This is a genomic window from Coprobacter secundus subsp. similis (assembly GCF_015097275.1).
GTDB lineage: Bacteria > Bacteroidota > Bacteroidia > Bacteroidales > Coprobacteraceae > Coprobacter > Coprobacter secundus.
This window is the reverse complement of record NZ_AP023322.1, coordinates 3023619-3038084: the sequence shown is the minus strand read 5'-3', so window position 1 is coordinate 3038084 and position 14466 is coordinate 3023619. Positions and strand designations below refer to the sequence as shown.

Below are 14466 nucleotides of genomic sequence, written 5' to 3'. Positions count from 1 at the left end.
CTAAACCTCTTCATATACCTATATTCTACATCTTCGCTTTTTCAACAAAGAATAATACCGGGCAAAGAGTATAGGATTCCAATTAAAAAAACGAGAATAAAAAGATGAAGGTTTTATCCGCAAAGGCAACAATCCGGCACCTTGCATCGCATCCAGCAATTTTTTCTGTATCGGATATTCCTCACGTATACTACGCTTAAAAATCATAAGACACATCTTACCTATACGATTATCAAAAAAATCCTTTATTTCCTTATCGGACGAGATATGTATGCTTTTTTTAAATTTATTCAGGCTTTCCATTGCCTTTATCATATCAAAAAAATTGCTTTCCCGGTACCTAGCCATATAAGAGTTTTCATGTTGTACATACTGATAAAAAGCCAACGGAATAAATTTTATCCGACGGGACAGATAAATTGCCCGAGGAGTAAATTCTTCATCTTCATGGCCAATAGGCAACATATACAAATCATTAGAAATCAACCAGTCCTTTCGATAAACGTTGGCCCAAACCATCGGAGCAAAGAAATTTGTCAATATATAATCTCTACCAGACAAAACAGCCGATTTATTTTTTGCCATTCTCCGAAAATAAGGATTTCGACACCCCTTGCCATAGTCATCCACGTAATTATAATTCAGAGCCAATATATCCAGATGATTAGTATCCATTTCACTACATATATGTCCATAGCAGTTCTCTAAGACATAATCATCTGCGTCTATAAACATAATATATCTGCCAACAGCTCTTTCTATACCATAATTACGAGTCAGACTTAATCCCTCATTTTTCTTAGTATATACATGTACTTGGGAATATTTCCGGGATAATTCAAGTGCTACCTTTTCTGTATCATCGGTAGAGCCATCATTAATTATTATAATCTCATATTCATATTCCGATAAATCCTGATTCAATAAAGATTTGACACACTTTTTTAAGTATTCAGACACATTATAAGCCGGCACTATTACACTTAATTGAAGTCCCTGTATCTGCTTCTTATTGCTATCCAAAGCTGGTATCTCCTCCATCACAAAACTTTATATGGATATTGTTCTCCTTGCGCATATCCATCTTCACAATATGTAATTTTCTTCTCAAGAACTTTTTGATATACATCATAATTGCGTAATTCCTGTTCCCGAGAATTTATATTATGATACAAATGAAATGCAATACCCTTCATTTTTATTTTTTTCATCTTTACACCAGAAAGGTAAAAACGTGCTGCCAATTCGATATCCTCATGTCCCCATCCCAACAACATATTATTATAGCCATTAACCTTTATAAAGTCATTTTTCCAATAAGAAATATTACAGCCCTTTACATGAGCAATATCAGCAGATACCCTTGTCAAGAAAAGAGAAAGAAATGGATTCCGCACAGAATTTAATCTGTTTTTCAATTCTTTCGATAATATGTGAGCATCTATTTCAGACGAGACAATTGTCCTTTCTGTCTGTTCAGGAGATAGAATTGCCCTTCCTCCTCTTAAAAAAGTATTTTTCCGAGCTTCAGATAAATGATCTTCAATAAATTTAGGATGCAAAATAATGTCCCCGTCTATCTGGATGATATAATCACTATCTGTTTCACGAATAGCATTATTGAGAATTATCGTTTTTCTGAAACCTTCATCCGTATGCCAAATATGACGAATAGGTATTGACGATTCGCTTCGAAGCTGCTCTATCACTTCCAAAGTTCTCTCCGTAGAGCCATCATCTGCGACAACAATCTCATCTGGCAAAACAGTCTGACTCAATGCACTCTTTATACTTAATGATAATGCTTCTGGCCAATTATATGTTGAAATCAATAATGTAACTCGAAATTTATTCATATATCCCTCTGTTATAATCTAACATCCATGGTACCCAATTTTAGCAATAACAAAAATACTCAAAAAATATTCCTTTCTACTTATTTACAAAGGAAAATAACCTGCTCACTATATATTTATCTAACCTGGCATCTTCTTTCTATAAAATCCAAGATTATTTCTAATCAATCAAATAAAAGAAGATTTTCACCAAAATCCAATTTATTCAAGTTACATGTCTTTATGAATACAAAATACCTTTTAACGGTAAGACTTATATTCCGGAAAATCAATTTTGCTCTGTTATAATCTCTGCATGATATTCTCGTTCCTCAAGCTCATTTTCTTGTGATAATTCATTTAAATCCGAATTTTCATCAGCATCAGAGATTTCCTCGGCATCAACTTTACTACGCCTTAATATTTGAGATTCAAGAACAGACTCCAAAAATGATTTATCCGTTTTGATTTTCTTCAAAGCCATCTGAGCAGCATTTTGCTGAGATTCTTTCTTGGAGTAGCCAATACCTACTCCTCCAGAAATACCAGCTAAAAGAGCTTGAAACTGAAACACCGGATTGTTTTCATGGTCAGTAAAAGATTCGACTAAAGCAAACTCTACATCAACTTTATTCTTTTGACTCCATTCTATCAATTTAGATTTAAAATTTACTTCCTTTTTTGCAATCAATGATAAATCAATATAGGGCTTTATGATACGCTCTTGCACAAATTTTTTACAAACATCATATCCCCTATCAATATAAATAGCTCCAATAAATGCCTCAAACGCATTACCATAGATATAGTTATTGTGTGAACTCGTCCGAGTAGACGATACAATCAATTTATCCAAACCTATTTTAAGAGCAATTTTATTCAAAGTATCCCTTTGTACAATTTTTGACCGGGTATTCGTCAAAAAACCCTCTTTCTTCGACTCAAATTCATTAAATACAATATCTGCGACAATAGCATCTAAAACTGCATCGCCCAAAAACTCAAGCCGTTCATTATTAATCCAATGGCCCTTTTCCGTTCTCACTGAAGAAGAGCGGTGCAAACATGCCTGCTCATATATTCCCGGATCATGGGGATAAAATCCCAAAATCTGATAATATAGAGAATAAGGCTCTTTACGCCGAAGCCTAAAGAGCCTTATTTTATTATACATCTTTTTAAGCACGTTACTTCACAAATTTTTTTACTATTATACTTGCATTATGACCACCGAAACCAAATGTATTCGACAACGCCACATTTACAGTACGCTTTTGAGCTTTATTAAATGTAAAATTGAGCTTATAATCAATTTCCGGATCTTCATCTCCTTCGGTAAAATTAATCGTCGGAGGGACAATATCATTTTCTACAGATTTCACGCAAATCATTGCCTCTATAGCTCCTGCAGCTCCCAATAAATGCCCTGTCATTGACTTTGTTGAGCTAATGTTCAAGTCATAAGCATGTTGTCCAAAGACCTTCTTGATAGCCTTTACCTCAGAAATGTCACCCACAGGAGTAGATGTTCCATGTACATTGATATAATCGACTTCTTCCGGTTTCATTTCAGCATCAGCCAAAGCATTTTCCATAACCAATGTCGCACCTAAACCTTCGGGATGTGTAGCTGTAAGATGATAAGCATCTGCCGACATCCCCCCACCGGCAACTTCTGCATATATTTTAGCTCCACGAGCTAATGCATGTTCCAATTCTTCCAAAACAAGGCATACACCACCTTCTCCCATCACGAAACCATCACGACTTGCACTGAATGGTCGCGAAGCCCTTTTGGGATCATCGTTCCGCGTAGAGATAGCATGCATTGCATTGAATCCACCGATACCAGCTACAGTAATAGCAGCCTCAGCACCACCGGTTACAATCACATCGGCCTTACCTAAACGAATATTATTAAATGCATCAATCAATGCGTTAGTCGAAGAAGCACAAGCTGAAACTGTAGCATAATTGGGCCCATGAAAACCATACATCATAGAAATATGACCAGCTGCAATATCTGCAATCATCTTCGGTATGAAAAACGGATTGAATCGGGGACCTTTATCTTCATTCAAATAAAAACCGCCTACTTCTTCTTCGAAGGTACGAATACCCCCAATGCCTGCAGCAAAAATAACTCCTACCCGATTTTTATTAACCTTTTCCAAATCGAGGCCAGAATCTTCGACACCTTCTTTTGCAGCAATTACTGCATATTGTGCGTAACGATCATATTTACGTGCCTCTTTCCGGTCAAAATAAAGACTGGGATCGAAGTCTTTCACTTCGCATGCAAATTGCGTCTTGAATAACGAAGCATCAAAACGAGTAATAGGCCCGGCACCACTTACTCCATCAACCACTGCTGCCCACGTATCGGCAACATTATGTCCTAATGGGGTAATTGCTCCCAGACCTGTTACTACAACTCTTTTCAATTCCATACAAATAGAGTAGTGTTGGATTTACTTCACATTAGCTTCAATATAAGCTATTGCATCTCCTACAGTTTGGATTTTTTCAGTTTGATCATCGGGAATGCTAACACCGAATTCTTTTTCAAAATCCATGATCAGTTCAACGGTGTCAAGAGAATCAGCACCCAAATCATTTGTAAAGCTTGCTTCAGGTGTTACTTCCGATTCTTCTACGGCCAATTTATCAACGATAATCGCTTTTACTCTTGATGCAATTTCAGACATAACTTCCAGTTTTTAGTTAATTAATAAATTACTTTCTTATTTTTGCAGTGCAAAGAAATACAATTTTCTCCAAACAAAAAAAATATTTACCGTATTATTTCATTAAAATTGCACACACATACATATTTTGTGCAATTTTTACTATCCAAATTAGTATTTCATCGTCTTTTTTCTTTCGAATATAGTCTTTTGGAAGCCACTATATTAAGACAACTACAAATAAAATGCCCCTTTTCCAGCACAACTTTATGTATATTCATTTTTATTGTTTACACATTACATTTCAAAAATGTCTGATTTTCTTAGTTTTTTAGTAATTTTGTTTTTTCGAATAACAAGTTGATTATTATTTATGACAAAACATATCGCCATATTCGCATCCGGTTCTGGAAGCAATGCAGAAAATATAATTCGATACTTTTCAAATTCCTCCAACGTTGAAGTATCTCTGCTTATTTGTAACAAACACAATGCTTATGTCCTGGAACGAGTGAAGAAATTCGACATAGAAACTCAAATCATTACTCGGGAAGATTTCCAAAAATCCGAATATGTTCTGTCCATACTTAAAAACAAACATATAGATTTTATCGTATTAGCAGGATTTCTATTGCAAATACCATTATACATCATCGAAAGCTATCCTAAATCAATTATAAATATACATCCTGCACTTTTGCCTCGTTTTGGCGGTAAAGGTATGTATGGAAATAATGTACACCGGGCAGTCATAGATGCAGGTGAAACTCAGACTGGTATTACCATACATTACATAAATGAACATTATGATGAAGGCGAATGTATATCACAGTATACCTGTCCTGTCTTTCCGGATGACACTCCAGAGACCGTCGCTGCTCGAGTACATGAATTAGAATATAAATACTATCCCCAAACAATCGATTTGCTATTGTCCTCAAGAAACTTGGAAACCTAATTTTTGAAGTAACTCTATATCTCGTGAAACTGCATGATGCACCGTATAGGCGTTGAACTCTCTCCGTAAGCCATATTCTCCTCGCAATTTTTCAAAAGTTCCAGGAGCTGCCCGTAAAGCTGCAGTATCATTTCTGGGGTCATAAGTAGCCAATACTGCTGAAGCCAGTATATTATCAGAACACAGACTTAAGTCTATATCCGGAAATACTGGAGCTGGAGGCTGTATCAAAGACGTATCTATAGATATACCCATCCATCGACTTACAGCCTGCACTATCTGTCTCGTTGCATTCGCTTTTCCATCAGCCGAGTACCCTGCAATATGGGGAGTCCCAATAAATACATTAGACAACAAAACATCATCTACATCAGGCTCATTTTCCCAACAATCTAAAATCATTTCCGAAACGTTGCCGCTTTGATAGGCGTTATATAGAGCTCTATTATCTACAACTTCTCCTCGCGAAGAATTTATAATGACAGGTCTTTTCCTCAACCGAGAAAAAAAATCCGCTCCTGCCAAATGATATGTACAATCCATACCTGATTTATTCAACGGAGTATGGAAAGTAATGATATCACATTCCTTGGCAACCTCATCAAGAGAGACAAAACAAGTAGAATCCTCCAGGCGGGCTCTTGGTGGGTCATTCAACAAAACTTCCATTCCTACCATTCGGCAATAATCGGCAACAATACGCCCCACATTACCGACACCTACAATTCCGATAACCTTACCTTCCAGAACAAAATCCTTTCGTTCTTGCAATGACAACAAAGATGATAAAATATATTGCCCGACTGAAGATGCATTACAGCCCGGAGCATTCGTCCATACAATACCATTTTTGCCGCACCACTCCGTATCGATATGGTCATACCCAATAGTTGCTGTCCCAATATAACGCACCTTACTACCGTCCAATAATTCTCTATTGCAACGAGTCCGTGTCCTTATAATAAGAATATCGGCATCACAAACTACCTCCCGGTTTATATCGGCCGGAGCATAATACTCCACATCAGCAAAAGGCTCAAGTATACCTTTTATATATGGTATTTTATTATCAACAATTATTTTCATCTCACATTTTTTCTTTTGTAAAGATAATTTCTTTTTTAGTTCATTATCAAATGTTCTTTGGTATTTTGTAAAACTATTCTTATGTTTGTAACAAAGAATTAAAAAACAAATAAAATGGATTTCAGCGAAAAAAGCAACCGCATTTTTTGGAATGCGACTCAATATTACCATACAATGGATGATGTCAATGCAGAAATGAATAATCCTTTTGAAGAAAAAAGCATCGAATATTATTTGTTTCTCAAAAACTGGATCGATGCCGTACAATGGCATCTTGAAGATATCATACGAAATCCCGAAATCGATCCGGTCGAAGCTCTGAAAATAAAACGAAGAATAGATAAATCTAATCAAGACAGGACAGACTTAGTCGAACTTATAGACAGCTACTTCTTAGACAAATATAAAAACGTAATCCCTGCCCCTGATGCCACAATAAATACAGAAAGCCCAGCTTGGGCACTCGACCGGCTATCGATACTTGCATTAAAGATATACCATATGCAGCAAGAAGTTGAACGCAAAGAAGCGTCTCCTGAACATATCGAAAAATGCAGAGAAAAGTTAAGAATACTACTCGAACAAAGAATAGACCTAACAACCGCCATCGACCAATTACTTGCCGACATTGAAACCGGACGAAAATACATGAAAGTCTATAAACAAATGAAAATGTACAATGATCCGGCCCTTAATCCGGTGTTATATGCAAACAAAAAATAATTAAGTTTTGGATATCAATAAGATAAAAAAAGTCTTGATTATCCGTCTATCTGCTTTAGGAGATGTTGCCATGAGTATACCTATTGTATATTCGGTATGTCGTGCATATCCTCAAATAGAATTTACGATGCTTACATCTCCTCATGCATCGAATCTGTTTATTGAAAAACCCGCTAATCTGGTTATCATATCAGCACAAATCCGAGGGAGACACTCCGGTATTAAAGGGCTCTATACATTATACAGGGAATTGAGAAACAGCTCTTTCAATATCATAGCCGATTTACACGATGTGTTACGATCCAAAATCTTGCGCTTTTTATTTGCACTTTCTGGATGTAAAGTCGCTCATATAAATAAAGGTCGTAAAGAAAAAAGAAAGCTTACCACCCGCGAACACAAGCAAAAAAAACAGTTAAAGTCATCATTCGTACGATATACAGAAGTATTCAATAAATTAGGATTTTCTTTTAACGAAACTTTTATTTCCTTATTCCAAAATATAGCCACACCTCCATTACCTGATGGCATAAATATATCAGATAACAGCAAAAGCCTAATCGGTATAGCCCCCTTTGCTAAACACAAAGGTAAAATATATCCTATAGAATTGATGGAAATTGTCGTTTCCCAACTATCCTCCTCAGACAAATATCAAATATTCTTCTTCGGCAGTAAAGGGCACGAAGAGACTATTATAAACGAATGGACAAACAAATATAGTAATACTATATCATTCGCAGGGAAAAATTTGGGTTTTGAGACAGAACTCTCTATTATGAGCCAACTCGACGTTATGCTCAGTATGGACTCTGCAAACATGCATCTGGCTTCATTGGTAAATACCCCTGTAATTTCTATTTGGGGGGCCACGCATCCTTATGTAGGGTTTATGGGATGGAGACAAGACAAATCAAATACGGTAGAAATAGAGCTGCCATGCCGCCCATGTTCCATATTTGGGAACAAACCTTGCTGGAGAAAAGATTATGCTTGCCTTTACGAAATCACACCCGAAATGATAATAGAAAAAATAAAACTATTAATAAACTCAAAAAAATAAAGTAATAGCCTGCATATGTAACTAAAATAGGTATTTTTGCGACGGTAAGAGAACTTTTATTTTCTCACCATGTAAAAGACAAGATTCACCCTACAATTTACACAAATAACTATAATAAAACCTATTTCACATGAAAATTGTGATAAATCCTAAATATAAAAAATTGGGAAGCTTTATAAAAAATCTCCCATATGAATTCGAAAACAGTGGGGAAACTATATATAGTGCACGAAATATCATAAAAAGATTCATTATCGACGATATCGACCTTACCGTCAAACGATATAAAGTTCCTTTACGCATCAATCAACTGGCATATACATTTTTTCGTCCAAGTAAAGCCGAAAGAGCATATAAGTACGCATTATATTTATTAAAATGCGGCATCAGAACACCTGAACCAATTGCTTATATAGAAGTGAAACGTGGCCATATTTTTTACCAAGGATACTTTATTTCATTAACTGAAAATTATCCTCGCTTAATGAGAGAATTCAATGACGGAATCCACGGCCAAGAAAATATCTTAAATGCTTTTGCCGACTTTACAGTAAAATTACACGAAGCAGGTATACTGCATCTCGATTATTCGCCAGGAAATATACTATTCAAAATAGATCAAGATAAAATTTCATTCAGCTTGGTAGACCTTAACCGTATGCATTTTGGCAAATTAACACCGAAACAATGCCTACGAAATTTCGAACGGTTGACTTGGGATCCGAATGTTATACGTTATATTGTTACAGAATATGCAAAAAAAAGGGGATGGGATATTGATAAATCAGTAAAGGCCGCGCAACATTTTCAAGCTGATTTTTTTCGGAAATGGGCAAAAAAAATGGAACTGAAAAAACGAATACGACGGAAATGACCTTTAAATATTACAATACAAATAAAGACTTTTTTAAGTCGAAACATTTATATTCCCAGAATTATTGGCTAAGTTTGTCATCCGAAAGAGAAAATCTGAACAATGGAAAATGATTTTGACATACGAGATCAAAATTTATCAGATACCGAAAGGGAATTTGAGAAGGCTTTACGTCCTTTAGCTTTCGAAGATTTTAGCGGACAAGATAAAATAATCGAAAACTTAAAAGTTTTTGTTATGGCCGCTAAAATGAGAAAAGAAGCTCTTGATCATGTTCTCTTACATGGCCCCCCAGGACTTGGAAAAACCACCTTATCAAATATTGTTGCCAATGAATTAGGCGTGGGATTTAAAATTACGTCCGGTCCTGTATTAGACAAACCTGGAGACCTTGCCGGTATATTGACTTCTCTGGAACCTAATGATGTATTATTCATCGACGAAATACACCGATTAAGCCCAGTCGTAGAGGAATATCTGTATTCTGCAATGGAGGATTACAGGATAGATATAATGATAGACAAAGGACCAAGTGCCCGTTCTATCCAGATAGAATTGAATCCTTTTACTTTAGTCGGAGCAACTACCCGTAGCGGATTATTGACCAGCCCATTACGCGCAAGATTTGGTATCAATTGCCACCTCGAATACTACGACCATCAAGTTCTGTCCCATATCATCCTACGATCGGCAGCAATTATGCAAGTTCCATGTACACAGGAAGCCGCAATCGAAATATCGATGCGAAGCCGGGGTACACCTCGTATTGCAAATGCCCTGCTCCGCCGAGTAAGAGATTTTGCTCAAGTAAAAGGTTCCGGCAAAATAGATATAAGTATAGCTCGTTTTGCCCTAGAAGCTTTGAATATCGATAAATACGGACTGGATGAAATCGACAATAAAATACTGACAACAATTATCGATAAATTTAAGGGAGGTCCCGTAGGTCTCACAACAATAGCAACAGCATTGGGTGAAGACGCTGGAACCGTAGAAGAAGTATACGAACCCTACCTGATAAAAGAAGGCTTCATCAAACGAACGCCCCGTGGACGGGAAGTTACAGACTTAGCGTATACCCATCTTCACAGAACCAGATTTTCAGATCAGGGGTCTTTGTTTTAATAAAAATCAGATTTATTCATTTTCATAGAACATCAAGCTTATGTCGGGAATGAAAAGTTTAGCCAAAGACACGGCTATATATGGATTGAGTAGTATCGTCGGACGTTTCTTAAACTGGTGCTTTGTATTTTTATACATCAACGTGCTCAAAACTACAGCAGAATATGGCATTGTGACCAATCTGTATGCTTACATGGCTCTATTGCTTATCATTCTAACATACGGATTGGAAACCGGATTTTTCAGATTCGCCAACGACGAAACATACAAAGACCCCACCAAAGTCTATACTACTGGCTTGATATCCCTGGCTTGCACATCCTCACTTTTCTTCATCTTAATACTCATATTCCTTCAACCAATTTCACGCTGGCTAGGATATCCGGAACATACCGACTATATATGGATGATGGCTCTTATCATCGCCATAGACGCTTTTACAGCACTTCCTTTCGCTTACCTCAGATATCAGAAAAGGCCGATTCGTTTCGCTACAGTCAAATTATTATCCATATTTATCAACATATTTTTTAATCTATTTTTCATTTTACTTTGTCCATGGCTGTATCAGCATCATCCGGCAGCAGTGTCTTGGTTTTTCGAACCTACATTTATGGTCGGCTATATTTTGGTATCTAATATCATCAGTTCAAGTATCATTCTCGTCATCCTCTTACCCGAAATATTTGGAGTCCGTTACCGATTCGATACAAAAATATGGAAACAGATGCTGGGCTACTCGTTTCCTCTACTCATATTAGGAGTTGCGGGAATAATGAATCAGACATTCGACAAAATGTTATACCCTATATTAGCAGCCAACCGACCCGATCCCATGTCTGAACTCGGAATTTATGGAGCTGTATATAAAATATCTATTGTAATGTTGATGTTCACGCAAGCTTTCCGTTTTGCCTATGAACCTTTTATTTTTGCAAAAAATAAAGAAAAAAACACAGACGACAATAAACAAGCATACGCTGACGCCATGAAATATTTCATCATTTTCGGACTACTCATTTTTTTAGGAGTAATGTTCTATATTGATTTGGTTCAATTCTTTATGCCTGCTCAATATTATGTAGGGATAGACGTCGTACCGATTGTTATGATGGGACAATTATTTTTTGGCATATTCTTCAATTTGTCTTTATGGTACAAATTAACAGATAAAACCCAATGGGGAGCATGGTTTTCTCTTTTCGGATTTATCATTACCATAATTATAAATGTAGTATTTGTACCTCAATACGGTTACATGGCATGTGCGTGGGCAGCCTTTGTCTGTTACCTTTGCATGATGCTGGCTTCTTATTTTATCGGCCAACACAATTATCCGATAAATTACGATTTGAAGTCAATAGCCTTGTATACTGCTCTGGCCGGAATATTATATTTAATAAACAATACAATAACTATTGATAATTTAATATTGAGATTATTGTTCAGGACCATTTTATTAGCTATTTTTATTATCTGTTTTATACACAGAGATTTACCATTAAAAGAGATTCCAATCATAAATCGATGGATAAAAAGATAATATTATGACTTTCAACGATACATTAAATGCCGTAAAGCAATCTTTAAAACGCTATCTCGACCAAAAACAAGACCGAGAAAATGAACAAACTACTGTACAAGCAATACGAGAAGGGATAGAATTTAAAGGTTCTAATATATGGATATTGATTTTTGCCATTTTTATGGCATCATTAGGGCTGAACACAAATTCTACTGCTGTCATTATAGGAGCCATGCTTATATCTCCATTGATGGGTCCTATTATGGGAATAGGATTGGGCCTTGGTATCAATGACTTCGAGCTTATTAAACGTTCTTTTTATAATCTAGGAGTAGCAACCATATTCAGTGTATTGACTTCAACTCTTTATTTCCTCATCTCCCCTTTAAATGAGGCTCGTTCTGAACTGTTGGCCCGTACTGCCCCGACAATTTATGATGTACTTATCGCATTTTTTGGTGGAGGAGCTGGTATTGTAGCCATGTCCTCAAAACAAAAAGGGAATGTATTACCTGGTGTTGCTATTGCTACTGCATTGATGCCACCTCTTTGTACTGCAGGTTTTGGGTTGGCAAACGGTAATCCTCACTACTTTTTTGGAGCATTTTACCTATTTTTTATTAACTCCGTTTTTATTGCCTTTGCAACTACACTGGGAGTAAAACTCATGCATTTCTCAAAAAAACAATTTGTCGACCCTAAACGAGAAAAAACAGTACAGCGTATAGTATACACTATACTTACACTCACCATAGCTCCAAGCATAATACTGACCTACAATATGATACGGCAAAACTATTTTGAAGCAGCCGCTTACCAATTCGTAAACACCCAACTCAATTTTCCAGAGACACAGATATTAGACAAATCAGCCAATATCATAAACGGGCAACGAACCATCAAAGTAAGTCTTATCGGCAAAGAAGTGCCTCAAGACTCTATTGCTATGATAGAATCTCGCCTACCCCAATACGGACTTGGCGGTACACGTTTGCTCATTTCTCAAGGATACGGACAAAACAACATAGACATAAACAACTTGAACAGCATGATGTTCCAAGATATTTATAAAGACAACCAACAAAAAATAGAAAGGCAGGACCGCTGCATAGATTCACTTTTAGCTGTTGTCGAACATTGTCGTCAATACGATTCAATCGGCATAGCCATAGCTCCTGAGCTAAAAGTATTATTTCCTAAAGTAAAAGAGATAGCTATCTCCCAAATGATATTCAGCAATATCGATTCGTCAAGACTCGATACAGTGACCACAGCCATCACCCGATATTCTCACCCTCTAAATCAAGTAGAAGAAAAACAATTCCAAAAATGGCTCGAAGCCCGTATAGGCGCAAAAAGCATATATGTCCTGAATGAAAATTAGAACATCCCCCAAAAACATTAAATAAAATCGTCACCAAAATTGACTTTGGCATCTGTTATAAATTTACGTATACGCTGTTCTTCTTTTTTTTGACAAATTAATAATACATTATCTGACTCTACAACGATACAATCATTCAATCCTTGTAGCACAACCAATTTATTTTCAGGGACAGCTATTACATTATTATTGCAATCATATCTCAACTGCTTGCCCTTAGCTCCGACATTTCCATTCCGGTCTTTCGCAGAGAACTCATACACAGATCCCCACGTTCCCAAATCGGCCCATCCAAACTCTGCGCAGAGCACAAACACATTAGAGGCCTTTTCCATCAAACCAAAATCGATAGAAATATTAGGACATGCCATATAATTTTCATTGACAAATTCCTTTTCTTTAGGAGTATTAAAGACCTCTTTATTAGCCTCACACCTATTCACAATTTCTGGCAAATGACGCTGCATCGCTTTAATTACAGTCTGCACATTCCAGATAAATATGCCTGAATTCCAAAAAAACTCTCCACTCTCAACAAATACTCGGGCCAACTCTATATTCGGCTTTTCAGTAAAAGTTTTTACAGTCTTTATATCTTCATTATTATCATCCTCTATCTGAATATAGCCATATCCAGTTTCAGGCCGATTAGGCTTTACTCCCAACGTCAACAATGCCGGATATTTCTCCACAAATTTCATGCCTTTATCAATGCACTCGGCAAAAGAATCCTCTTTCAAAATAAGATGATCGGCCGGAGTAACTACAATATTGGCATTCGGATTCAGTGCTTGTATATGATATGCCGCCCATGCAATACAAGGCGCTGTATTACGCCGTTGAGGCTCAGCCAAAATACGCTCATCAGCAACTTCAGGAAGTTGCTCTTTAACCAAATCGACATACATCTCATTGGTAGAAATAAAAATATTTTCCGGAGAAATAATCCGGCTAAAACGGTCATATGTCGATTGTAATAATGAACGACCCGTACCAAAAAAATCAAGAAATTGTTTCGGTCGGTAAGTGCGGCTAAACGGCCAAAAACGGCTTCCAATACCCCCGCACATAATAACACAATACCTATCTTTCATGAGTCTGATATTATATTCTAAAGTAAAGTGGAACAAAGCCACTTTATTTAAGTATTACTGCTCGGCTAAGATAGCTAATATTTTGAGGATAGTATTTAAAAAAATATTTTTT

14 protein-coding genes are annotated in these 14466 nt (G+C 36.5%); 7 read left to right on the top strand and 7 right to left on the bottom strand.

What is annotated here, in order from left to right; all coding sequences use genetic code 11:
- Positions 1-18 precede the first annotated feature (18 nt).
- The 5 genes from Cop2CBH44_RS12090 to Cop2CBH44_RS12070 form a co-directional block, all read right to left on the bottom strand.
- Positions 19-1041, bottom strand: coding sequence for a glycosyltransferase (locus Cop2CBH44_RS12090; RefSeq protein WP_021930897.1), 1023 nt, complete (start codon positions 1039-1041; stop codon positions 19-21).
- Entirely contained in the window at positions 1041-1856 is an 816-nt protein-coding gene (locus Cop2CBH44_RS12085; RefSeq protein ID WP_021930898.1) for a glycosyltransferase family 2 protein, read from the bottom strand. The genes Cop2CBH44_RS12090 and Cop2CBH44_RS12085 overlap by 1 nt, the downstream gene beginning before the upstream one ends.
- A 268-nt stretch (positions 1857-2124) precedes the next feature.
- On the bottom strand, positions 2125-3021 hold the full coding sequence (gene rnc / locus Cop2CBH44_RS12080; RefSeq protein WP_200754902.1) for a ribonuclease III: 897 nt from the start codon (positions 3019-3021) through the stop codon (positions 2125-2127).
- A 1-nt stretch (position 3022) separates the two neighbouring features.
- Positions 3023-4285, bottom strand: a complete 1263-nt coding sequence (gene fabF / locus Cop2CBH44_RS12075; protein ID WP_021930900.1) for a beta-ketoacyl-ACP synthase II — start codon at positions 4283-4285, stop codon at positions 3023-3025.
- 21 nt (positions 4286-4306) lie between these two features.
- Complete coding sequence (locus Cop2CBH44_RS12070; protein ID WP_021930901.1) at positions 4307-4543, bottom strand: acyl carrier protein; 237 nt, start codon at positions 4541-4543, stop codon at positions 4307-4309.
- A 352-nt stretch (positions 4544-4895) separates the two neighbouring features.
- On the opposite strand from Cop2CBH44_RS12070, the gene purN reads away from it, so the two are divergent.
- Positions 4896-5480 carry a phosphoribosylglycinamide formyltransferase gene (gene purN, locus Cop2CBH44_RS12065; protein WP_021930902.1) on the top strand — a complete coding sequence of 195 codons (585 nt, stop codon included), beginning with the start codon at positions 4896-4898 and terminating at the stop codon, positions 5478-5480.
- Here purN and pdxB read toward each other — a convergent pair.
- Positions 5460-6566: a 4-phosphoerythronate dehydrogenase PdxB gene (gene pdxB, locus Cop2CBH44_RS12060; protein ID WP_021930903.1), complete on the bottom strand. Its 1107-nt coding sequence runs from the start codon at positions 6564-6566 to the stop codon at positions 5460-5462. The genes purN and pdxB overlap by 21 nt on opposite strands.
- Before the next feature lie 114 nt (positions 6567-6680).
- Here pdxB and Cop2CBH44_RS12055 point away from each other — a divergent pair, with 114 nt between their 5' ends.
- The 6 genes from Cop2CBH44_RS12055 (at position 6681) to Cop2CBH44_RS12030 (ending at position 13260) form a co-directional block, all read left to right on the top strand.
- Positions 6681-7289, top strand: a complete 609-nt coding sequence (locus Cop2CBH44_RS12055; protein WP_021930904.1) for a DUF4254 domain-containing protein — start codon at positions 6681-6683, stop codon at positions 7287-7289.
- 22 nt (positions 7290-7311) lie between these two features.
- The gene (locus Cop2CBH44_RS12050) at positions 7312-8352 is read left to right on the top strand and encodes a glycosyltransferase family 9 protein (protein WP_200755965.1); all 1041 of its coding nucleotides are present in this window, start codon (positions 7312-7314) and stop codon (positions 8350-8352) included.
- A 130-nt stretch (positions 8353-8482) separates the two neighbouring features.
- Positions 8483-9226 carry a lipopolysaccharide kinase InaA family protein gene (locus tag Cop2CBH44_RS12045; RefSeq protein WP_021930906.1) on the top strand — a complete coding sequence of 248 codons (744 nt, stop codon included), beginning with the start codon at positions 8483-8485 and terminating at the stop codon, positions 9224-9226.
- Positions 9227-9328: 102 nt separating this feature from the next.
- Entirely contained in the window at positions 9329-10351 is a 1023-nt protein-coding gene (ruvB, locus tag Cop2CBH44_RS12040; protein WP_021930907.1) for a Holliday junction branch migration DNA helicase RuvB, read from the top strand.
- Positions 10352-10391: 40 nt separating this feature from the next.
- Positions 10392-11894, top strand: a complete 1503-nt coding sequence (locus Cop2CBH44_RS12035; RefSeq protein WP_200754901.1) for a lipopolysaccharide biosynthesis protein — start codon at positions 10392-10394, stop codon at positions 11892-11894.
- 4 nt (positions 11895-11898) lie between these two features.
- Entirely contained in the window at positions 11899-13260 is a 1362-nt protein-coding gene (locus tag Cop2CBH44_RS12030; protein ID WP_200754900.1) for a TIGR00341 family protein, read from the top strand.
- A gap of 17 nt (positions 13261-13277) precedes the next feature.
- Here Cop2CBH44_RS12030 and Cop2CBH44_RS12025 read toward each other — a convergent pair whose 3' ends face one another.
- On the bottom strand, positions 13278-14354 hold the full coding sequence (locus Cop2CBH44_RS12025; protein WP_044226839.1) for a mannose-1-phosphate guanylyltransferase: 1077 nt from the start codon (positions 14352-14354) through the stop codon (positions 13278-13280).
- Positions 14355-14466 lie beyond the last annotated feature (112 nt).

Bases quoted from the DNA above. Each gene is read 5' to 3' on its own strand.
- Cop2CBH44_RS12090 (WP_021930897.1), bottom strand. From the start codon at position 1,041: ATGGAGGAGATACCAGCTTTGGATAGCAATAAGAAGCAGATACAGGGA.
- Cop2CBH44_RS12085 (WP_021930898.1), bottom strand. From the start codon at position 1,856: ATGAATAAATTTCGAGTTACATTATTGATTTCAACATATAATTGGCCA.
- fabF (WP_021930900.1), bottom strand. From the start codon at position 4,285: ATGGAATTGAAAAGAGTTGTAGTAACAGGTCTGGGAGCAATTACCCCA.
- Cop2CBH44_RS12070 (WP_021930901.1), bottom strand. From the start codon at position 4,543: ATGTCTGAAATTGCATCAAGAGTAAAAGCGATTATCGTTGATAAATTG.
- purN (WP_021930902.1), top strand. From the start codon at position 4,896: ATGACAAAACATATCGCCATATTCGCATCCGGTTCTGGAAGCAATGCA.
- pdxB (WP_021930903.1), bottom strand. From the start codon at position 6,566: ATGAAAATAATTGTTGATAATAAAATACCATATATAAAAGGTATACTT.
- Cop2CBH44_RS12055 (WP_021930904.1), top strand. From the start codon at position 6,681: ATGGATTTCAGCGAAAAAAGCAACCGCATTTTTTGGAATGCGACTCAA.
- Cop2CBH44_RS12045 (WP_021930906.1), top strand. From the start codon at position 8,483: ATGAAAATTGTGATAAATCCTAAATATAAAAAATTGGGAAGCTTTATA.
- ruvB (WP_021930907.1), top strand. From the start codon at position 9,329: ATGGAAAATGATTTTGACATACGAGATCAAAATTTATCAGATACCGAA.
- Cop2CBH44_RS12035 (WP_200754901.1), top strand. From the start codon at position 10,392: ATGTCGGGAATGAAAAGTTTAGCCAAAGACACGGCTATATATGGATTG.
- Cop2CBH44_RS12030 (WP_200754900.1), top strand. From the start codon at position 11,899: ATGACTTTCAACGATACATTAAATGCCGTAAAGCAATCTTTAAAACGC.
- Cop2CBH44_RS12025 (WP_044226839.1), bottom strand. From the start codon at position 14,354: ATGAAAGATAGGTATTGTGTTATTATGTGCGGGGGTATTGGAAGCCGT.